The following is a 21,034-nucleotide window of genomic DNA, read 5'->3' on the forward strand; positions in this document are numbered from 1 at the left end:
ATATGAATCCAGAAATAGAGAAATTGATAAATCTTGCTTTAACAGATGGGCAAGTAACCGATAGAGAACGAGAAATTATTTTGCGTAAAGCAGAAAAACTTGGATTGGATGTAGATGAAGTGGAAATGTACCTTGAGGGTAAATTAGGTTTACAACCTGATAATCTCTCTAATGAAAAAAATTCAAGTATAGTAAAAAAAACTTCAGATAAACCAAAAACACCAATTAAAAGAACATTTACTCCCAAAGTTGTAAAGCATATTGAACCTGCAATTCTTGATAAAGAAAAAGAATTAAAGCTTAAAATTGAAGAACTTAATAAAGAAAAGTCAATATTATTTGAAAAAATTGAAAGTTTAAATGATGAATTAAAAATACCTTATGATTATTTGGTTGATCAAAGAAAAATAGTTGATAGCCAACTCAATATATTAAATATAGAATATTCAAAATCTTCAAAAATTTATATTAATAATTTTATTAATGAATTAAATGAAGCTGTATCTAATAAGTTTGGTAATACAGCATTAATTATTAACAACCCACAAAGGTTTATTGGATTAGGAACCGATGAAATAGTTATTTTAATTAAAGAAGAAGGAACTTGGGATATTTCCTCATTGAAGAAAAAATTTTATATATATAAAATTCTTGGGTTTGCAATATTTTTTATTGTTTTTATTGTTGGTTATTATAGCGATATGAGTGATACGGGTAAGTGGGTAATTGGTATATTAATTATTATTTTATTAATTTTTTTAAACAAATCTTCTAATTATGCTAATTTAATTAATGAAAACAAAACAAATTTTTCAAGTGAAGATATTTCTTCAATTATCAAAAAAATATATAATGATAATTTTAAAGTAGTTGAAAAATTATTAATATTAAAAAATCGAATTAATAGGTTAGAGTTTTTGTTGAAAGATATGGAAACAATTAAATAATAATATTACAGTAAAGTATGGAAGAAACAGATATAAATAATATTGAAAATGAAATTATTCGTTTTAAAACAATCAATAAAGAAATAAATTCTATAAGTAGTAAAATTTCTATCATTGAAAATTCTAAAGAATTTAATCAACTTATTATTAAAAGAGAAAAAGAATTAAGAAATTTTTCTTCTCAGGCAATTGGATCTGTAATGTTTTATAATCAGTTAAATGAAAAATATGATTTATTTGATGATAAAAATAAATTCAATAAAATAATTCGTTTTTTAGAACATATTGAAAATAAAGAAAAAAGATATAGAGAATTATATATTGATTGTACAAAGAACTACACTTTAAATCCCAAAGAAATACCTATATATGAATTAAAAAAAGAGAAGAATGAAATTGATATCAGTTATAGTTTATTATCAATTTTAGCGAATGAAGTTAATGGTGATGTTGTAAATTTTAATAAAGTTTATAATAACCTAGAGGATGCTGGTTTATTTATGACTGTTCCAGAAAAGATAAACCAACAATATTTAAGTGAAATTTCATCAAAACTAGATAATGTATTGTCTGGATTAAAAGTTTTGTTTGAAAGTATAGAAGAAACAAATCGTTCTTTAAGAGATATTGAACAAAATACGAATGAAATGTCTTCTAATATGTATGATGTCACTAATCATTTATGGGATATTTCAAGTAATTTAAAAGATGTAGGATCATCAATTAATGCAAATAATATTTTAACAGGTATACAGACTTACCAGTTGCATCAAATTAATAAAAATACTAAGCCAAATAAAAAATAAAAATTAATAGAGCTTTAAAACGTTTCAAGTTTTACCCAGAACCTAAAGTTATTAAATTAGATGGAGTTTCTCATTTACAAGGAAGATTTAAAGCAGCATAAAATAGTAAGCATCTAGCAGGTTTTACCTGCTAGATGGAAATTTAGTAACTTATTAATAGTATTTCATTATTAATTTTATCGAAACAATTACAATAGTTTACCCCTTTGTATTCAAACAGGTTAATTACTTTTAGCGTATTCGTTTCAAACCCAGGTTTAATATTAGTAGGTAATTTGTAATTATTAGGCGAAGAGGTTATAATGCTACTTTCTTTACTCGAGTTTTCACATTTATAACCATAGTTTTTTTTGTACTCAAGCTCTAAATAGAGTACCTCGTCTATTTGCTTTAGATCGCGTTCTAGAGTCCTGTAGGAGATAACAATGTTATAACTTCTTAAGTGAGCCATAATCTCCTTTTTATTTTTATAATCAGAACTAATAAAATCAATTATTAGTTGTAGTCGGGATATTCCTTCAGAAAATGCCATCTTTTTTTATTTCAAAAATAATAAATTATAGACATATTTTGTCTATTCCATATATAATTTTGGCCAAATAGAATTAAATAAATATTATTTATGAAACAAAAAAAGAATCTGATCCTATTAGATTTAGACCACACACTAATTTATGGCTCTTATGCAGAATTTGAAACGGCCGAATTTTTATTTAGTCATAATAAATACCTCAAAGTCTATAAAAGGAATCGCACTGAGGAATTAATTGAGTTATGCAAAATTAAAGGTGACATCATAATTTACACCACCGCTTTGAGAAGTTATGCTAGAACTATTTCTGAAAAATTAAATATCAATCCAATAGAATTGTGGAGCCGTAAAAATTGCAAAACTGTAAATGGTAAACATAAAAAAATAGTAACATCACAATGGTTGGATCACTATGACAAAATTATTATAATTGATGATAGTCCCAATGTGTGGTTAACTCAAAGTAAAAAAATAATTTTTCTTGTACCAGATGAATTTAGAGGTGCTACAAACGATTTCGGTTTACTAAAAATAATTAACGAATTAAAACAACTATAGAATATAAAAAAAATGTCATTGAAATTTCCGATGCGCAGCATGATGAAATGAAAGCCTTTTTAGAAAAGTGTTTTAGCTCTTCTCTAGAGGAAGAATGTATGGGAATGGTTGATTATACTATAAAAGTGCAAACAAGTATTCTTGTTAGTACACTAGAAGTTGAAATGTATGGAAAAATGGAACTTGGAGATGTAAAATGGAAAATTGAAGATTAATTATCGAATCCCAATTACTTTTTCTAATATTTTTTCAATTTTAGAGCCATTTATTTTAAAAGAATATCTCTTGGTCATTCCACCACCTGTTGAATATATGTCAAAAGTATTCTCAGAGGATATTTCGGAAATATAAAAACTATTTTTGAATGTTTGGTAAGAAACTTTTCCTGTAGATTCTGAGGTTATCTTTTTCTCTTTTGGAAGTTTAAAACTATGCAATTTTTTTATTGAACGATACAATATGGTTCCATCAGTTTTTTTATTCCACTCAAATAACCCTTTTTCATCTACAGTAATTTTAGTACTATAAATATGCGCAATAACGTCATCCAATAAATCTTCGTAAAATTTGTAATCCATTTTTAATATATTTATTTACAAATTTATCAAGCATATAGACAAATTATGTCTTTGAAAAAAAAAGTTTAGGCAAGATGAATTTAGAGGTAATGCAAATGATTTTGGGTTAGAAAAAATCATTTGTTCTATTAAATTATTAACATAGACATTAAATGGCAATATCTAGTTATATATTTGTTGTCAAGATTAAAATTTTATAAATCAAAACTATGAAAGTACTATCAAAATCTCGTTTTAAGTTAGGATTGGAATGTCCAAACAAGTTATTTTTCACTAGCAATTCTCAATTTGCTAATAGAAAAAATGAAGATTCTTTTTTGCAAGCATTGGCAAAAGGAGGCTTTCAAGTTGAAGAGTTAGCAAGACTACATTATCCTAATGGTGTGTTTATTAATACAGAACCTTATGAGTATGAAAAAGCGTTTCAACTAACACAAGAAGCTTTGTTGCAGGATAATGTTGTAATTTATGAAGCTGCATTTTTGGTGGACAATTACTTTATTAGGACCGATATTTTAGAAAAAAAAGGAAACCATATCCGATTAATTGAGGTTAAGGCAAAATCGTTTAATCCAAATAAAGAACACCTTTTTGTTGGAAGTAAAGGAGGATTAGTTGGTGGATGGAAACCGTATCTATTTGACCTGGCATTTCAAAAGCATGTTGCAAAATTGACTTTTCCAGAATTTCAATTTGAAGCATTTTTCATGATGGCTGATAAAACAAAAGCCGCTTCTGTTGATGGTTTAAATCAAATGTTTAGAGTGCCTCTTAATGGTAATCCTCGCACCGATATCATAAAACAAGTGAGTAGTATAAATGAGATTGGAGAATCTGTTTTATCTGAAGTTAATGTTGATGAAATTATTAATGGAATAATTAATGATAAATACAAATACAATGAGAATATTAAATTTTCTGAGGCATTAATTTCATTTAAAGATGCTTATATTAATTCTAAATATTTTAACTGGGAAACTAAATTTAGCGCATGTAAAAGATGTGAATTTAGAGCAAGTGAAGAAGAAAAAAAGGAAGGAAAATTATCTGGTTTTGAATATTGTTTTAAAAAACAGCACAATTGGTCTGATGAAGATTTTAAACTCCCAAATGCAATGGAAGTATGGAATTTTCAAGGTAAAAATTTAATCGAATCAAATCGATTATTTATGAATCAACTTACAGAGGATGATTTTAATATTGTGCCAATAGTAGATAAAATTTCTCCTGGTGAACGTCAATGGATTCAAGTTACAAAATCGTTAGAAAAAGATGATTCCATCTATGTCGAAAAAGAGGGGTTGCTTAATGAAATGTCTAGTTGGAATTACCCTTTGCATTTTATTGATTTTGAAACTAGTACAGTTGCATTACCTTTTACTTCAGGAAGAAGACCATATGAACAAGTAGCTTTTCAATTTTCACATCATATTTATTATGAAAATGGCACAATAGAACACAAATCGGAGTTCATTAGTAATACACCTGGAGAGTTTCCAAATTTTCATTTTGCACGTGCATTAAAAAAATCTTTAGAAAATGATAATGGGACAATTTTTAGATTTGCAACCCACGAAAACTCAATATTAAATGCCATAATTATTCAATTACTAAATAGTCAAGAATCGGATCGTGAGGAACTAATTTTATTTTTAAAATCCATTACTAGTTCTACAAAAGATAGTGCTAAACCGTGGCAGGGTGAGCGAAATATGGTGGATTTAAATAGAGTAGTGAAGGAATATTATTATAATCCCCACACAAAAGGTTCTAATTCAATTAAAGCCGTTTTACCTGCTTCATTAAATTCAAGTATTTATTTAAAAAACAAGTACAGTCGTCCAATAGGTGAAATAAATTTAACCAGTATTAACTTTGACATCAACCATGTTTGGATAAGAATTGTTGAAGGTCAGGTTGTAAATCCTTATAAAATGCTTCCTCCAGTTTTTGATGGTTGGACAGCACTTGAAAAAGAAGATAATTTATCAGAAATGGAGGGAATTTCTGATGGTGGAGCTGCTTTAACCGCTTATGCAAAATTGCAATACCAAGATATGTCTGAAAGAGAACGAAAAGAAATCACTAAAGGGCTTTTAAAATATTGTGAATTAGATACTTTGGCTATGGTCATGATTTACGAACACTTCAAGGAAATTTGCGAGTTTTAATTCAACTAATATATAAATTACTGAATATGAGAATAGTTTTTTTAGCCCTGATACTATTATTTATTTCATCATTTACAACAAATTCAATTAGTGAAAAAGAAATATTATATAAAAGTAATAAAGGAGTTCTAACCATTGAAAAAGATTTCATTAAAGCTAATTTTGATATTAACTATTACCGAAGAGGTGAGGGAGATTTCGTTGAAATTTTGGTGCTTTTAGATAAGAAGAATTATTTAGGTTCAGTAGATGAGCAAGAATTTAAATCAAATAAGTCATTTCTTATTGAAAATTATCAAAAAGAATTAATGAAAAAATTAGATGCTTTTGATTACTCAAAAAAAAGTCTAAGAATAGAAAAGAAAAATAGGAGGTGTTACTTTTTTTATTACGAACAACTTGCTAATATTGATATAGGAAGATTAACATCTGACGGTAAATATTGTGTTGGTGCAAATAATATTGATTTTCAAGTGAAAGAAAAAAATATTATTGTAACCTTATATATCAATGGCTTTTATAAATATGGTGAAAAAATAGTAAAGGGTAAAGATGATAATATTCTCTCAAGAAATAATTTCACTTTGGAACATCTGAAAACGACAATATAATATGAAAAGATTAGAATTTGTCAATTATAAAACAATTCAATTTTATTAGAAAATGGAAAAAAATTATTTGAAAGATATTATTTATGGTGTCTGTGTTGGTGATGCTTTGGGTGTTCCAGTAGAATTTGAAAGTAGAGAAAATTTGAAAAAGAATCCTGTTAAAAATATGCGCGAAGGTGGAATTCATGAGCAAGGAAGAGGGACTTGGTCAGATGATTCTTCGTTAACTTTATGTTTGGCAGAGTCTATAATTGAAGGTTTTGATTTGCAAAACTTAGCAAATAAATTTATTGCTTGGGAACAAAAAGGGTATTGGACTGCTAGGGGAGAAGTCTTTGATATTGGTAACACAACAAGGCAATCAATAAATAATCTTAAACGAGAAATGAAACCAACTCAAGCTGGAGGAAAACTCGAAATAGATAATGGTAATGGTTCATTAATGAGAATTTTGCCGTTGGTAATATTGATTAAAGATATGAATATTGAAGATAGGTTTAATTTAGTTAAAGAGGTTTCTTCAATTACTCATGCGCACAGTCGTTCTGTATTGGCTTGTTTTTATTATTTAGAATTTGCATTAGAAATAATAAATGGAAAAGATAAATTTGAGATTTATGAAAATTTAAAACATAACATTACTAACTTTTGTATAAGAGATGAAGATTTAAAAAAAGAATTAATTCATTTTGATAGACTATTAAAAGGTAATATTTATGAGTTATTAGAAGAAGATATAAAGAGTGGTGGTTACGTAATTGATACAGTAGAGGCAACTTTTTGGAGCTTATTGACAACTACTAATTACGAAGATGCAGTAATAAGAGCAGTTAATTTGGGAGGAGATACGGATACTACTGCTGCTGTAACAGGAGGTTTAGCAAGTTTGTTATATGAATTTAAGTCTATACCAAAACGGTGGCTAAATTGGCTTCCAAAAAGAAATGAACTAAATATGTTGATTCACAGATATAAAAAACAGCAAAATACTTTATTGGGTAAAATGACTATTATATATAAACTAACAACTATTGGCGAACAGGATAGAGTTAATGCTAATGGTCGTGACTCTGAAGTATTGTTTGAAAATTTGTCTCATGAACTAGATATAAACTTGAATCTTACAAATGAGGAAGGAGTTAATAGTATTTCTTTGAATTTTAATTATCCTAAGTACCCGCTTCAGGGATTTATTGAATGTGATTTTGAATCAGATATAACTTCTAGTAATGAAAACTTTTACTTTTTATTTGATCCATATGAATTTTCATACATAGATGAAAATAATGTTATAATTAGTGGAACTTTAGCTATAAACAAACTAGATTCGGAAGATGTAGATTGTTTTGATTATGAATTAATTATTAATAAAGATAATTGTAAAAAAATAATTCAAAACAGTACAATTGGTTCAGTTAGACCCTGGATATATGAGAATTAATATAAATAAGAACTTATATTTATTCAGGTATACCTGGGTATACCAAGGTATTCTTGGGTATACCTGAATAAATATTAATAGATAACTTATTTGCCAACTAATATAGCTCCAATTAGAGCAATTACCCCAAGTTGATTGAATGAGCTTGAAACTGATTTTAATTGCTGTATTTCTTTTTGAAGTGCAACATTTGTTTCATTAGAATTTGGTGTTATCTTTTTTGTTACTAATTTAGATTGATTTTGAATTTCTCCTCTAGTATATTTAACTGGAATAGGATGATCTTCTTGTTTAAGAAATCTTTGTTTGTTTTTCTTTTCTTTAAGCATTTCTTGTTCAAGATATAGATCCAATCTTGATATGGTCCATTCAGATAGACTTAAGCCAGCTTCCTCGGCTTTTTTTCTGTAAATTTCCTTTTGACTTGCAGTTGCTTTACCACAAACATTGAAGTTTCTAAAATTGTTTTGTTCCATTTTGTTTTTATTTTATGTTAATGATAACAAAATTAATAAAAAGTTTGTAATGAAACAATCTTTTCTCTATTTTTGACAAAAAATAAGACTATGATATCTATAGAAAATTATAGAGACAACCCAGAGAAGGTAATTAGTAATTTACTTGTAAAGCTAAATGAACGCGTTTTTTTAAAAACTGAAATTGATGTAGTTTATTCCGACTTGGTTAATTGGGAACGATCTAATCTTTTAAATATTGGCGGAAATTCAGATAAAGGTGATTGGAAAAGGTTAAATTATTTCGAATACGTATGGCTAAAAATAATTCAGGAGTTGCGAGTTTTCGGCTTTAGCTATGAAGAAATTGAACAATATAAAACTCAATTAATGTCTGAAATTACTTTAGATGAGATTATGATAGCTAGTAAAATTGATTTGGACAATATAGAAGTACAGCTTGGTAAAAAAGTAATAAATGATTTAAATTTAATTGAAGATTCGGGTTATGATGAAAGCGATAAATTAGGTATTAGTCATTTTGAAATAATGATTACTCGTATTATTGGTTCAGGAGAAAATTGGTCATTACTTTTTTTTAAGGATATTCCAGGTTTTTTTTTCCCACTATCAGTTGAAACATTAAGAGCATTTGATAAGAATGAAAGAACAGATATACCTCAAGAATTATTATCAAAAACATTTCTTAGTATTTCATTAAGTGAAATAATTGCTAAATTTTTGGTAGAAGGTAAAAATGCATTTGAGAAAAAAACTATTTCAATATTAACCAAAAACGAACATAGTTTATTAAAACATATTAGAAAGGGATATGCAAATGTAAAAAGTATTAAAATTAGATTTAGGAACAAGGAAATGGAGTTACTTGAAGTTACCTCATTAAAGAAAGTAAAAATGGAGGCTCGACTTTTAGAGTACATAAATAAGGGAGAGTACCAATCTATTTCAATTGATACAGTAGATGGGAAAATTGTAAATTTTGAAAACACACAGAAAATAAAATTATAAGATACTGAATAAATCAGATCAAGCGTTAAATAGTAAACTTATCAGAAAAACTGAAAGTGAAGCACATTTTTTAAAATGTGGTGTTATTTGAAAAGTATAGAAAAATATTAATTAAAAAGAATCCAAATTTAACAAAGGAACAAATTGAGAAAATTTTGGAGTTTATTGCAGTAATAGCAAAACAAACATTGAGTAATTACAAAAATTTGAATTGATTATGAAAAAAGCGGTAATTATGTGCCGGGTTAGTAGTGATGAACAAGCTAAAGGATATAGTTTGGATGTTCAATTGGAACAACTTACTAAATATTGTGATAGGAATGATATTTCGATAGTTAAACAATATAGAGAGGACCACTCTGCAAAAAATTTCAATAGACCCGAATTTCAAAATTTTTTACAATTTGTAAAAAGAAATAAGGGAGAAGTCGATCTATTATTAATAACTTCATGGGATAGATTTTCTAGAAATCTTTCAGATTCTCTAGTTATGTTAGCAACTTTGGAAAAACTTGGAGTAAAAGTGCAAGCAATTGAACAACCAATAGACTTGAGCATTCCTGAAAACAAGGCTATGTTAGCTTTATATTTAGTAATTCCGGAGATTGATAATGACAGACGATCAATTAAGATTAGAGGTGGTATTAGAGGTTCCTTAAAAGCAGGTCGTTGGTGTAGACAAGCTCCTCTAGGATATAAAAATACAAGAGATCAAAATAATAAACCAATTATTGTCCCTTCATCCTATGCTGAACATGTAAAATGCATGTTTGAGCAAGTTGCAATTGGTAAGCTTCAAAGTGAAGTCAGACAAGAAGTGAATAAAAAAGGAGTAGTTATAAGTAGGAGTAACTTTTCTAAATTATTAAGGAATCCAATTTATATGGGAAAGATAATTGTTCCAAAATGTGAGGATGAACCAATGATGATAATTGATGGAATTCATGAAGCAATAATCACTGAAAATTTATATTTTGAAGTTCAGCAAATGCTTTCAGATAATAACAAAGTTAGAAAACTACCAGTTTATAAATCATTAAGGGAAGAGTTACCATTAAGAGGGTTATTGTCATGTTCACATTGTGGCGAAAAATTAACAGGTAGTCGCTCAAGGAGTGCAACTGGTAATCGATATTTTTACTATCATTGTAATTATTGCAGCAAGGAAAGATTTCCAATGAATTTAGTTAACGAAACTTTTGAGAGTATTTTGGAGGATTTTAGTTTTACTTCTGATATAAAAGAAATTTATCAAATGATGGTTAAAGATTTACTCTCTGGTGATGTTAAAGATTCAAAACTAAAGCTTGAAAAATTAAAAAATAGCATAGCAGAAACAAATGAGCGAATTGAAAAATTACAAGATTTATTAGTTGATGGTAAAATAGATTCTAATCAATTTTCTGCCACAATTGCAAGATACTCATCCCAAAAGCTTTCATTAAATGAAGAAATTGATAAATTGAAAAAAGTGGATGGGGATTATTTAAAATGGTTAAAAAATGGAGTTGATGCATTATCAAATCTAAAAAGTCACTATTTAAATTCTTCAATTAGAGATAAACAACAATTAATTAGTTCGATATTTCCTGAAAAATTTGAATTTGACGGAAAAAAATGTCGAACTACTAGAATTAATGATGTTTTGAGGTTTATGTTGCAGATAGACAATGGTTTACAAAATAAAAAAAGTGGACAATTCTCGAAAAAAATCGAGTTGTCCACTCTAGTGGAGTCGCCGAGAATCGAACTCGGGTCCAAACAAGCAATCAAAGAGCTTTCTACACGTTTATTTTCTGATTGAATTTTCGATATTCTGCTTGGCCAGAAACAGCCACAAAACACTTATCTTCTTTAATTTTCGTAACAGCTCCGAAGCTTTACTGTTCTTAGGTTCGTATTTACGATTCCCCTTTGTCGACCGCCACAAACCAGAGCTTTCGAGGAGAATCCTGCTTTCCTACCTGGTAGGAGCGTGGCTAATCTTACTATGATTCAGATTATGCAGCAAGAGCGTAGTTTCCTTCGCCGTTTATAGTTGTGTAAATTCGGATTTACGAGCTGAAAGTACAAAGCTCGACGTGCTTACAGTTTAATTCCACTTGCTGTCAAAACCAGTCGACCCCCAAATGTAGTGCAGGGCATTGCAAAAACCATGCCTGCAAATATACTAACATTAATAGTGCTAATCAAAATTGGATTTGAAACTAATATAATTTAAAAGAAAGAAACTTATTCTTCTCCTTCATCAATAGTTTTAAAGGGATAATCTCCAAAAAGTGGTGCTAATTTTTTGGTTTGATACGTTTTTTTGGTGTATTTATTGGAAACAACAAACATAGTAACGCGTTCTTTTTTCAAATTAATATAACACGAAGTGTTGCCATGCCACCATCCGTTGTGATAATAAAACGGTTCACCTTTTTCAAATTCCATCATACGAATACCCAATCCATAATTACGTTGTCCCTTTCTCTCATTGCTATATCCGTGGTATACTTTCTTAATCAATTCTGGATTTAAATAGTTTGGTGCGTATTTAGCCACATCAAATTTTAATAAATCTCTTGGAGTAGAATAAATATTTTTATCTCCATATACACCGTCCAAATATTCAACTGCCAGATCCATATTGCCTTTGTAAGTAAGCGAAACCTTTCCTTTGTGTTTTGGAGTTTCATATACAAATGTGTTTTTCATTCCTAACGGCTTAAAGATCATTTCTTGCATGGCATCCGGATAGGTTAATCCGGTTGCCTTTTCAATAATTAATGCCAACATGGCATAATTCGTATTGCAATACGCAAAACGAGTGTCTGTTTTTGATTCCAATCCAATGTTCTTTTCTTTCATCACCGTAATGATATCCGCATTGGTAAGTTCTTTTTTGCGATCCCAATTATTATCTTCATATGTAAAATATGCATAGTTTCTCATTCCGCTTCGGTGGTTAAGCAAAGTAAGAACCGTAACATCGGGATAAGGAAAATTAGGAAGTAACTCAGTAACTTTTTGTTCTAACTTTATTTTTCCGGCATCTACAAGCATTAAGACAGCCGATGCAGTAAGTACTTTACTTACCGATGCAATATGTAAAGGAGTGTCTTTGGTAATGGAATCCTTTTTTGCACGATTGGCAAATCCATTGTAGTTTTCGTATAGAATTTTACCGTTTTGAGCAATCAAAAAACTAACATTGTCTTCCTTATTCCATACTTTATGAAAGAAGTTGTCAATTCTATTTTTTTTGTCATTGCAATACCCAGCAGAAAGTTCCGGCATTTTTTCTTGTAAGGGTTGCATAATCGGAATTCCGTTTGAATTGGTTTTTGTTTCGCTAGGGCTATTCTTTTTTTCTTTATAGGCAAATACGGATAGAAAGCTCAATCCAGCAGCCAGAATAATGTATAGTAGGTATTTAAATTTCATTTAATTTGGGATAAAAAAGCAAATATAAATAATACTATTGCTCTCCAAAGGAGTTTTTAATAAAGCTATTAACATGTTTTTCACAGTCTAAAAATTCACTATTGTAAAGCTTTGTTTTTCAGTAAATAGAACTTTTTTCAAGGCAATTAAAATTTGAGTCATTTGTTTTGGTAAACCATTTCGTTAATGGTATTTTTGCAAAACAAACTAGAATACGCTGCACATGAAATTTGGAATTGTTAAAGAAAGAAAATCCCCACCAGATCGAAGAGTTGTTTTTACCCCCGAAGAATTAGTGCGCTTGCAAGCCCAGTTTCCAATGGCGGAAGTAAAGGTGGAAAACTCCGATATTCGAATTTTTTCGGATGAAGAATATACCAATCTGGGGATATCTGTAACTTCCGATTTGACTGATTGTGATGTGCTGTTTGGTGTAAAGGAAATTCCTGTTGATGCCTTAATTCAGAATAAAAAATATTTTTTCTTTTCGCATACCATAAAAAAACAGCCTTACAATAGAAAATTATTGCAAGCAATTCTAGACAAGAATATCGAACTTTACGATCACGAAACAATTGTAGATGCTACGAATAAAAGGTTGATTGGCTTTGGCCGATATGCAGGAATTGTAGGTGCATACAATGGTTTTAGAGGATTCGGAATGAAATACGATTTATTCAATTTACCTAAAGCAGAAACTTTAAAAAACCAAGCTGATTTATTGGCAAGATTGAAAAGACAAACCCTTCCTAATATTAAAATTGTTGTTACCGGATTCGGCAAAGTAGGAATGGGAATAAAAGAAATGCTCGATGGAATGAAAATTAAGGAGGTCAATGTGGATGACTTTTTATCCAAAAACTTTTCTTCTCCGGTTTACACACAAATAGATGTGTTGGATTACAACAAAAGATTGGACGGAAAAAAATCTGATAAAAAAGATTTCTACCAAAACCCAGAAAATTATACTTCAGATTTTGAGCGATTTTCTAAAGTAGCCGATATGTTTATTGCGGGTCATTTTCATGGAAATGGAGCTCCAGATATTTTAACTAACGCGATGCTAAATGCACCAGATTGCAAAATAAAAGTTGTTGCTGATGTCTCTTGTGATGTAGATGGACCTATTGCTTGTACGTTAAAAGCTTCAACCATTGCCGATCCATTTTTTGGATATTTACCATTTGAACATAAAGAAGTTCCCTATACGCATCCAGGTTCAATTTTAGTGATGTCGGTTGATAATTTACCTTGTGAATTACCAAAAGATGCCAGCGAAGGATTTGGCGAAATGTTTATGGAACATGTGATTCCGGCGTTTTTTAACGATGATAAAGACGGAATTTTACAACGTGCTAAAATTACCGAAAACGGCAAACTTACTCCTCGTTTTGAATACCTTCAAGATTATGTAGACGGAAAATAATTTCGGTTTCTTACTTTTTTCAGAATTAAGAAAAGTTTTCGTTAACAACTATTTTAATCGAACTATTGGCAGTTTAGATTATAAATGTATTTTTATAATCTATAAATTGGCTTGCCAAAATCGATTATCAATTATGAAAAAACTTTCTTATTTAGTTTTATTTATTTGCACTATTTCTAGCGCTCAAAGCATTTTATCGCCTTCTAAGGAATTGCAACTTTCTTTTAGTATTTCTAAAGAAGGGAAACCAACGTATTCAGTAAATTTCAAAAACCAACCAATCGTTAAAGAAAGTAGTTTAGGCATTGTTTTAAAAGATGCTGATGATTTGGTTGCAAATTTTAAAATTGACAGTATAGGTCAAAAGAGTGTTAATGAAACCTGGCAGCCTGTATTGGGCGAACAATCCAATATCAAAAACAACTATAATGAAATGACGGCGGCACTTTCTCAGCCTGCAACCGGAAGAAGAATTAATATTATTTTCAGAGTTTTTGATGAAGGAGTGGCTTTTCGTTATGAATTTCCGAAGCAAAAAAACCTGAATTATTTTATAATTTCTGATGAAAAAACAGAATTCAATTTGGTTGGAAATCACAAAGCTTTTTGGCTTCCTGGAGATTTTGACAGTCAAGAATACCCCTACACCGAATCCAAATTATCAGAAATAAATACTGATAATATTGACAGAAATAATGGTATCGGATTAAAATCAATTTCAGGAAAATATATAGTTCAATCTCCTTTAATGATGAAAACAGCTGAGGGAGTTTATATCAATATCTTTGAAGCTGCGGTGGTAAACTATCCAGTAATGCATTTGGATTTAGTGCCTGAAGCCTATCAATTTACTTCTCATTTAGTGCCAAATGCAATTGGTGATAAAGCCTATTTGCATGCGCCTTGTGTTTCACCATGGAGAACCATTATGGTAAGCGATGATGCGCGCGAAATTGTGAGTTCTAAAATGATTTTCAACTTAAATGAACCATGTAAAATAGAAGATACTTCTTTTATAAAACCAATGAAGTTTGTTGGTGTTTGGTGGGAAATGCACGTGGGTAAATCAACTTGGGATTATGCGGGTTCTCAAAATGCACAAAATGCTGCCGATGGTCAATTAAAGCCATCAGGTAAACACGGAGCAACTACAGAAAACACTAAATATTATGTTGATTTTGCTGCAAAGCATGGTTTTGATGGCGTTCTTGTTGAAGGTTGGAATACCGGTTGGGAGGATTGGTTTGGAAACTGGAAAGAAAATGTTTTTGATTTTGTAACTCCTTACCCAGATTACAATTTGAAAGAAGTGAATGATTATGCTAAAGCAAAAGGAGTTAAAATGATTATGCACCATGAAACATCAAGTTCGGTGGCAAATTATGAAAGACATTTAGACCGCGCATTTAAATTGATGAAAGATTATGGATATACCGCTGTGAAATCAGGTTATGTGGGTAGAATTATCCCAAGAGGAGAATTTCACGACGGGCAAACTATGGTAAATCATTACAATTATGTAGCGCAAAGAGCTGCAGAAAATAAGATTATGGTAGATTCTCATGAAAGTTCTAGACCAACTGGTTACAACAGAACGTATCCTAATTATGTTGCTGCGGAAGCCGCTCGTGGAAATGAATTTAACGCTTGGAGTGTTGGAAATCCGCCAATGCACGAAACTATTTTGCCTTTCACTAGATTATTGGGTGGCCCAATGGATTATACTCCGGGAATATTTGAAATTAAAATGAGTTATTACGATAAATCGAAAACCGAGCAAGTGCATACCACTTTGGCGAAACAATTGGCTTTGTACGTTACGATGTATTCTCCGGTTCAAATGGCTGCCGATTTACCAGAAAATTACGAACGTTATGCCGATGCTTTTCAGTTTATAAAAGATGTAGCAGTAGATTGGCAAGACTCCAAATATCTAGAAGCAGAACCAGGAGATTATTTGACGGTAGCTCGAAAAGAGAAAAAGGGAGAGCGCTGGTTTTTAGGTGCTATTACCGATGAAAATGCAAGAGATACTCAAGTAAAGTTAGATTTTCTTTCTCCTAATAAAAAATATAAAGCGGTGATTTATCAAGATGGGAAAGACGCCGATTGGAAAAATAATCCTAAAAATTATGATATAAAAACGATGGAAGTAACTTCTAAATCCAAAATTAATTTACATTTGGCAAACGGAGGAGGAACTGCTATTAGTTTTCAACCTATTAATTAAACCAACCAAAAACTAACCTAAAAATTAAATTATGAATTCAAAACAAATTAAAACCAATTGGGCACAATTTATCCCACTAGTAACTGTATTCTTCTTTTGGGGATTTGTTGCTGCAAGTAATGATATTTTAATACCTGTTTTCAAAAAAGCATTTGATTTGTCTCAAGGCCAAAGCCAATTGGTGTCTGTAGCTTTTTATATTGCTTACACCGTAGGATCAATTATTTACATGTTAATTTCTCTTGCAATTGGTAAAGATTTAGTTAATAAAATCGGCTATAAAAATGGATTAGCCTTAGGATTAATAATTTCTGCTTTAGGTACTTTATTGTTTTATCCAGCTGCAAACATGCATTCATTTCCATTAATGTTATCTGGACTTTTTATTGTGGCATTAGGATTTTCATTGCAGCAAACTGTGGCAAATCCTTTGGCAATTGCTTTAGGTCCAATAACCACAGGTGCTCAAAGATTGACTTTGGCTGGAGGGATTAATAATTTTGGTACAACTATTGGTCCATTAATTGTAAGTTTTGCAATTTTTGGAGCAACAGCTTCATCTGATACAGAAATGAGTATCGAAAGCGTAAAAATACCTTACCTTGTTTTAGGAGTTGCCTTTTTATTAGTTGCCATTTTACTTAAAATGTCTTCCCTTCCTGAACATCCAGAAACAATAGAAGAAACTGTTTCTGAAGGCAGTAGTTTAAAAAGTTCAGCATTGCAATACCCACAATTAATTCTAGGGATGATTGCTATTTTCATCTATGTAGGAGTTGAGGTTTCTACCGCAAGTAATTTACCTGCTTATATGGAGAAAAATTTAGGGTTATTAACTCAAAATATTGCACCTTATATTTCATTGTATTGGGCAAGTTTAATGATTGGTCGTTGGACGGGAGCTGTTGAAGCATTTACTGATAAAATGGATTTACAAAAAATATTACGTTTTGTAGCACCTTATCTTGCTTTTGGAGTTTTCTTAGTGGTTAATGCTATTGCAAAACACGATTTAACTCCGTTTTATGTTTATGCTTTAATAATTTTGGTTCTTATTGCTGCAGATATTGCAAGTAAAGGAAACCCAGCACGAATGTTATTGATTTTTTCAGTATTAGGAATTATAGCATTACTTGTAGGTATGACAACTAATGGAATGATTTCGGTTTATGCGTTTATTAGCGTTGGATTGTTCTGTAGTACTTTATGGCCATGTATCTTTACCTTGGCAGTAAGCGGTTTGGGTAAGCACACTAGTCAAGGAAGTAGCTTCTTAATTATGATGATTATGGGTGGTGGAATCGTGAGCTGGTTGCAAGGAACTGTAGCTGATTCAATTGGAATTCAAAATAGTTACATCGTTGGGGTTGTTTGTTTTGCTTATTTAGCTTTTTATGGCTGGAAAGTAGTTTCGATACTAAAATCTCAAGGCATTGATTTTGATAAAAAAATTAGTGGCGGACACTAAATAGTAATAGGTATTTATATAAAAAAAACTCCGAATTATTTCGGAGTTTTTTTATTATTTAATAAATCTTATAGGTTGAAAATTCCTCCAAAAGAAACAATTCTTTGTAAAAACATAAAATGCTGACTTGCCGAATCGTTTGTTAAGGCAGTTGTTTGAATGTCATTCATATTTATGAAACCCGTTTTAAGTTCGCCTTGTATAAAGTAATGTTTGAAAAAAGTAAGGTTCAAACCCACTTTAGCTGAAACTCCATACCCAGAAATATGAAAATCGTCATGTCTTTCTTTACCTAATACTTTAGCATTAGTTTTTGGATATATTACACCACCACCAATACCTTCGGTTAGGTTTATTTGAATTTTATCGGTATTGGTTATTCCAAATAATTTAGAAAAATCGTCCACACGAGAAATTTCTGAGTTAATATAATTTAATCCATCGGTATGTTCAAAAGTTAAAAAAGTCTCATCAGATAAATCCACCTGACCATTATTAACTTGATTTCCTTCATAGATTGAAGGATAAGTTCCATTAATTTTTACTGATTGATTTTGAACCATTACATATTTCATATGATCTACGCCCACAGAAATATTGTAATGATCAGTAATAAAATAACCTAATCTAAAATTTGTTTGTGGGATGGTCATCATCGTTGGATTGATATAATTAATATGCCAACCTACAGGTCTATCTAAAGCCTCCACATCATTCAAAGTAAAATCATAGTCATCTCCCTTAAAATGAATATCTGATTTAGAATAGCTTTCTCTATTTCCTCCCCAATAAAAATAAAATTTGCCTTTATTGTGAGTAGTATATTTTACTTTTTTTAGAGTGTCTTGAGCAAATGTAAACTGAGCAATAGTTCCTAAAATAACAACAATAAGTATTTTAAATTTTAGCATTATTTTATAAATTTAAAATTGATTAACGGTTTTTCTTATTGCTACTAATTTAGTCATTAAATCTTCAAAATAATCTAAATGTAACATATTGGCACCATCACTTTTTGCATTCACTGGGTCAAAATGGGTCTCTATAAAAATCCCATCAACTCCAACAGCTATTCCTGCTTTGGCAACGGTTTCAATCATATCAGGTCTTCCGCCAGTTACACCCACAGTTTGGTTGGGTTGTTGTAACGAATGCGTCACATCTAAAACCGTTGTTGCGTATTGTTGCATTGTAGGAATTCCTCTATAATCTACAATCATATCTTGGTAACCAAACATTGTTCCTCTATCGGTTACCATTACATTTTCGTTATGGCAATCCAATACTTTTTGTACCGCATGTTTCATGCTTTCCGGACTCATAAATTGTCCTTTTTTCAAGTTTACTGTTTTTCCTGTATTTGCAGCAGCAACAACAAGGTCGGTTTGGCGAACTAAAAAGGCAGGTATTTGAAGAATATCTACATATTCAGCTGCCATAGCCGCATCTTCATTGGTGTGAATGTCTGTTACGGTTGGAACCTGAAAAGTTTCAGATATTTTTCTTAGAATTTTTAAAGCTTTTTCATCTCCAATTCCCGAGAAACTGTCTATTCTTGAGCGGTTCGCTTTTTTGAATGATCCTTTAAATACATAAGGAATTTCTAGTTTGTCGGTAATGGTAATTAATTTATCTGCAATACGCAAGGCCATTTCTTCTCCTTCAATTGCGCAAGGCCCAGCCAAAAGGAAGAAGTTGCCACTATCAGTATGTTTAATTTTTGGGATATTAATTAAATTCATATGCTTAAATTTTTTGCAAATGTACTAAGAAAAAACCTTCTAATGCATTATTAGAAGGTTTCGTATTAAATAATTATTGTGGGTTGTATTTTTTTATTTGCAATCCTTTAGGACATAAAACTTTTCCTTTTTCATAGATATTTAAATATAGTCGCAATTTAGTTTCGCTACCTTCAATACTAACTTCATAAACTTCTAAAGTGCCTGCACCCATAATACTTCTTTTTGTAGGATAAGGACAACAATTTTCTTTTTTAATGTAAAATATTTTTTCGCCATTTGGACCTTCCAATCCGTTAAAGAAATACTCAATATTTTTTGGCGAATTCTTTTCATTTTCAAATCCTAAATTAATTGGATAATCTTTATCATAACCGTAATTTGATTCCTTTGCGTATTCAGTAATGATGAATTGTCCTTCTTTTACTACTGGTTTAATAGCAGAATTATCTATGTTTTTTATTGTAGATTTAATTGCTCCACAAGAGGATAAAATTGAAATAAAGGTTATGAATAGTAAGGTTTTATATGTTTTCATTTTATGAAGTGAATTTATTTTAACTAAATATCTAAATAAATTATCAAAAATCAAACCACTCTCTCTATTTTTGTGAAAAATAAATTTTATGAATTTACTAACTTCAACTTGGCATTGGTCTGTCTCTGGTTTTATAATTGGGATAGTCATGCTGTGTTTAACCTATTTTGGAAAAACCTTTGGAATGTCTACCAATCTCAGAAGTTTATGCTCTATTGCTGGATTGGGAAAACGGGTTTCGTTTTTTAATTGGGATTGGAAATCACAAAGATGGAATTTAGTTGTGGTTTTGGGAGCAATGTTTGGCGGATACTTTGCCACTCATTTTTTATCTGATGCATCCAATGTTTCAATCAATCCCGTAACCATATTGAAATTAAATAAATTAGGAGTAGATGTACCAAATGGTAAATTATTACCCGATACACTTTTTGGATCAGAAGTATTTCAATCGCCTAAAAAAATATTTTTATTAGTTTTTGGTGGATTTCTTATTGGTTTTGGTTCTCGTTATGCAGGAGGTTGCACTTCGGGTCATGCCATTTCGGGGTTAAGTAATTTTCAATTGCCTTCTCTTAAGGCGGTGATTGGATTTTTTATTGGGGGTTTAATCATGGTGAATTTTATTTTTCCATTAATTTTTTAAATCAAAATGAATTTGATTAAATATTTAGTAGTTGGGTTTGTATTCGGTGTGGTATTAACTAAAACCGAAGCCGTTTCTTGGTACCGAATTTATGAGATGTTTCAGTTTGATTCATTTCATATGTATGGCATAATCATGACTGCCATTGCAACGGGTGTTGTTGGAATACAAATTATAAAACGATTTGATATCAAAGATATTAAAGGATTACCCATTGAGATTTTAGATAAAGAAAGAGGAACCTTTAGATATTGGATTGGAGGATTGATTTTTGGATTGGGTTGGGCTCTTGTTGGAAGTTGTCCAGGCCCGATATATATATTATTAGGTTCCGGATTTATAACTGTTGGTTTTGTATTGTTTGGCGCCTTATTCGGAACTTTTATATATGGTTATTTCAAAGATAAATTACCTCATTAATAGTTTA

19 protein-coding genes, 1 other RNA gene and 1 pseudogene are annotated in these 21,034 nt (G+C 30.4%); 14 read left to right on the top strand and 7 right to left on the bottom strand.

The window, feature by feature from the left end; genetic code table 11:
* The first annotated feature begins 104 nt into the window (after positions 1-104).
* From ABWO08_RS01615 to ABWO08_RS01630, 4 genes are all read left to right on the top strand, one after another.
* On the top strand, positions 105-947 hold the full coding sequence (locus ABWO08_RS01615; protein WP_353083305.1) for a hypothetical protein: 843 nt from the start codon (positions 105-107) through the stop codon (positions 945-947).
* A 17-nt stretch (positions 948-964) separates the two neighbouring features.
* A complete protein-coding gene (locus tag ABWO08_RS01620) occupies positions 965-1,753 on the top strand; it encodes a hypothetical protein (RefSeq protein ID WP_353083306.1) in 789 nt (262 codons plus the stop codon).
* A 622-nt stretch (positions 1,754-2,375) separates the two neighbouring features.
* Positions 2,376-2,843 carry an HAD family hydrolase gene (locus tag ABWO08_RS01625; protein WP_353083307.1) on the top strand — a complete coding sequence of 156 codons (468 nt, stop codon included), beginning with the start codon at positions 2,376-2,378 and terminating at the stop codon, positions 2,841-2,843.
* A gap of 47 nt (positions 2,844-2,890) precedes the next feature.
* Positions 2,891-3,058, top strand: a complete 168-nt coding sequence (locus tag ABWO08_RS01630) for a hypothetical protein (protein WP_353083308.1) — start codon at positions 2,891-2,893, stop codon at positions 3,056-3,058.
* On the opposite strand, the gene ABWO08_RS01635 is transcribed toward ABWO08_RS01630, so the two are convergent.
* The gene (locus ABWO08_RS01635; RefSeq protein WP_353083309.1) at positions 3,059-3,421 is read right to left on the bottom strand and encodes a hypothetical protein; all 363 of its coding nucleotides are present in this window, start codon (positions 3,419-3,421) and stop codon (positions 3,059-3,061) included.
* 209 nt (positions 3,422-3,630) lie between these two features.
* On the opposite strand from ABWO08_RS01635, the gene ABWO08_RS01640 reads away from it, so the two are divergent.
* Genes ABWO08_RS01640 through ABWO08_RS01650 form a run of 3 tightly spaced genes read left to right on the top strand, consistent with a single transcriptional unit; the run spans position 3,631 to position 7,644 of the window.
* Positions 3,631-5,592, top strand: a complete 1,962-nt coding sequence (locus tag ABWO08_RS01640; RefSeq protein WP_353083310.1) for a DUF2779 domain-containing protein — start codon at positions 3,631-3,633, stop codon at positions 5,590-5,592.
* A gap of 26 nt (positions 5,593-5,618) precedes the next feature.
* Positions 5,619-6,203, top strand: a complete 585-nt coding sequence (locus tag ABWO08_RS01645) for a hypothetical protein (RefSeq protein WP_353083311.1) — start codon at positions 5,619-5,621, stop codon at positions 6,201-6,203.
* A gap of 52 nt (positions 6,204-6,255) precedes the next feature.
* Positions 6,256-7,644 carry an ADP-ribosylglycohydrolase family protein gene (locus ABWO08_RS01650; RefSeq protein ID WP_353083312.1) on the top strand — a complete coding sequence of 463 codons (1,389 nt, stop codon included), beginning with the start codon at positions 6,256-6,258 and terminating at the stop codon, positions 7,642-7,644.
* A gap of 86 nt (positions 7,645-7,730) precedes the next feature.
* On the opposite strand, the gene ABWO08_RS01655 is transcribed toward ABWO08_RS01650, so the two are convergent.
* Positions 7,731-8,120: a hypothetical protein gene (locus ABWO08_RS01655; RefSeq protein WP_353083313.1), complete on the bottom strand. Its 390-nt coding sequence runs from the start codon at positions 8,118-8,120 to the stop codon at positions 7,731-7,733.
* A gap of 90 nt (positions 8,121-8,210) precedes the next feature.
* Between ABWO08_RS01655 and ABWO08_RS01660 the strand changes: the two genes are divergently transcribed.
* Positions 8,211-9,128: a hypothetical protein gene (locus tag ABWO08_RS01660; protein ID WP_353083314.1), complete on the top strand. Its 918-nt coding sequence runs from the start codon at positions 8,211-8,213 to the stop codon at positions 9,126-9,128.
* A 235-nt stretch (positions 9,129-9,363) separates the two neighbouring features.
* A pseudogene (locus ABWO08_RS01665) lies at positions 9,364-10,281 on the top strand (recombinase family protein); the annotation flags it as partial.
* A gap of 574 nt (positions 10,282-10,855) precedes the next feature.
* Here ABWO08_RS01665 and ssrA read toward each other — a convergent pair.
* Both ssrA and ABWO08_RS01675 read right to left on the bottom strand, forming a co-directional pair.
* Positions 10,856-11,254, bottom strand: a transfer-messenger RNA (tmRNA) gene (gene ssrA, locus ABWO08_RS01670).
* A 106-nt stretch (positions 11,255-11,360) separates the two neighbouring features.
* On the bottom strand, positions 11,361-12,557 hold the full coding sequence (locus tag ABWO08_RS01675) for a serine hydrolase domain-containing protein (RefSeq protein WP_353083315.1): 1,197 nt from the start codon (positions 12,555-12,557) through the stop codon (positions 11,361-11,363).
* A 223-nt stretch (positions 12,558-12,780) separates the two neighbouring features.
* Between ABWO08_RS01675 and ABWO08_RS01680 the strand changes: the two genes are divergently transcribed.
* The 3 genes from ABWO08_RS01680 to ABWO08_RS01690 all read left to right on the top strand — a co-directional run bounded on the left by ABWO08_RS01680 (position 12,781) and on the right by ABWO08_RS01690 (position 17,681).
* A complete protein-coding gene (locus tag ABWO08_RS01680; RefSeq protein WP_353083316.1) occupies positions 12,781-13,983 on the top strand; it encodes an NAD(P)-dependent oxidoreductase in 1,203 nt (400 codons plus the stop codon).
* Between the two features lie 133 nt (positions 13,984-14,116).
* Positions 14,117-16,213, top strand: coding sequence for a glycoside hydrolase family 97 protein (locus ABWO08_RS01685; RefSeq protein WP_353083317.1), 2,097 nt, complete (start codon positions 14,117-14,119; stop codon positions 16,211-16,213).
* Positions 16,214-16,244: 31 nt separating this feature from the next.
* Positions 16,245-17,681, top strand: a complete 1,437-nt coding sequence (locus ABWO08_RS01690) for an MFS transporter (RefSeq protein WP_353083318.1) — start codon at positions 16,245-16,247, stop codon at positions 17,679-17,681.
* A gap of 68 nt (positions 17,682-17,749) precedes the next feature.
* On the opposite strand, the gene ABWO08_RS01695 is transcribed toward ABWO08_RS01690, so the two are convergent.
* The 3 genes from ABWO08_RS01695 to ABWO08_RS01705 all read right to left on the bottom strand — a co-directional run bounded on the left by ABWO08_RS01695 (position 17,750) and on the right by ABWO08_RS01705 (position 19,961).
* On the bottom strand, positions 17,750-18,592 hold the full coding sequence (locus ABWO08_RS01695; RefSeq protein ID WP_353083319.1) for a hypothetical protein: 843 nt from the start codon (positions 18,590-18,592) through the stop codon (positions 17,750-17,752).
* A 12-nt stretch (positions 18,593-18,604) separates the two neighbouring features.
* Complete coding sequence (gene kdsA / locus ABWO08_RS01700) at positions 18,605-19,423, bottom strand: 3-deoxy-8-phosphooctulonate synthase (protein WP_353083320.1); 819 nt, start codon at positions 19,421-19,423, stop codon at positions 18,605-18,607.
* A 73-nt stretch (positions 19,424-19,496) separates the two neighbouring features.
* Positions 19,497-19,961: a 2-dehydro-3-deoxyphosphooctonate aldolase gene (locus ABWO08_RS01705; protein ID WP_353083321.1), complete on the bottom strand. Its 465-nt coding sequence runs from the start codon at positions 19,959-19,961 to the stop codon at positions 19,497-19,499.
* Between the two features lie 88 nt (positions 19,962-20,049).
* On the opposite strand from ABWO08_RS01705, the gene ABWO08_RS01710 reads away from it, so the two are divergent.
* Together ABWO08_RS01710 and ABWO08_RS01715 are read left to right on the top strand one after the other, a co-directional pair.
* Positions 20,050-20,607 (top strand): YeeE/YedE family protein, encoded by a 558-nt coding sequence (locus ABWO08_RS01710; RefSeq protein ID WP_353083322.1) that lies wholly within the window; start codon positions 20,050-20,052, stop codon positions 20,605-20,607.
* Between the two features lie 6 nt (positions 20,608-20,613).
* Positions 20,614-21,027 (top strand): DUF6691 family protein, encoded by a 414-nt coding sequence (locus ABWO08_RS01715; protein WP_353083323.1) that lies wholly within the window; start codon positions 20,614-20,616, stop codon positions 21,025-21,027.
* Positions 21,028-21,034 lie beyond the last annotated feature (7 nt).

The organism is Flavobacterium sp. (assembly GCF_040383245.1).
Lineage (GTDB): Bacteria > Bacteroidota > Bacteroidia > Flavobacteriales > Flavobacteriaceae > Flavobacterium.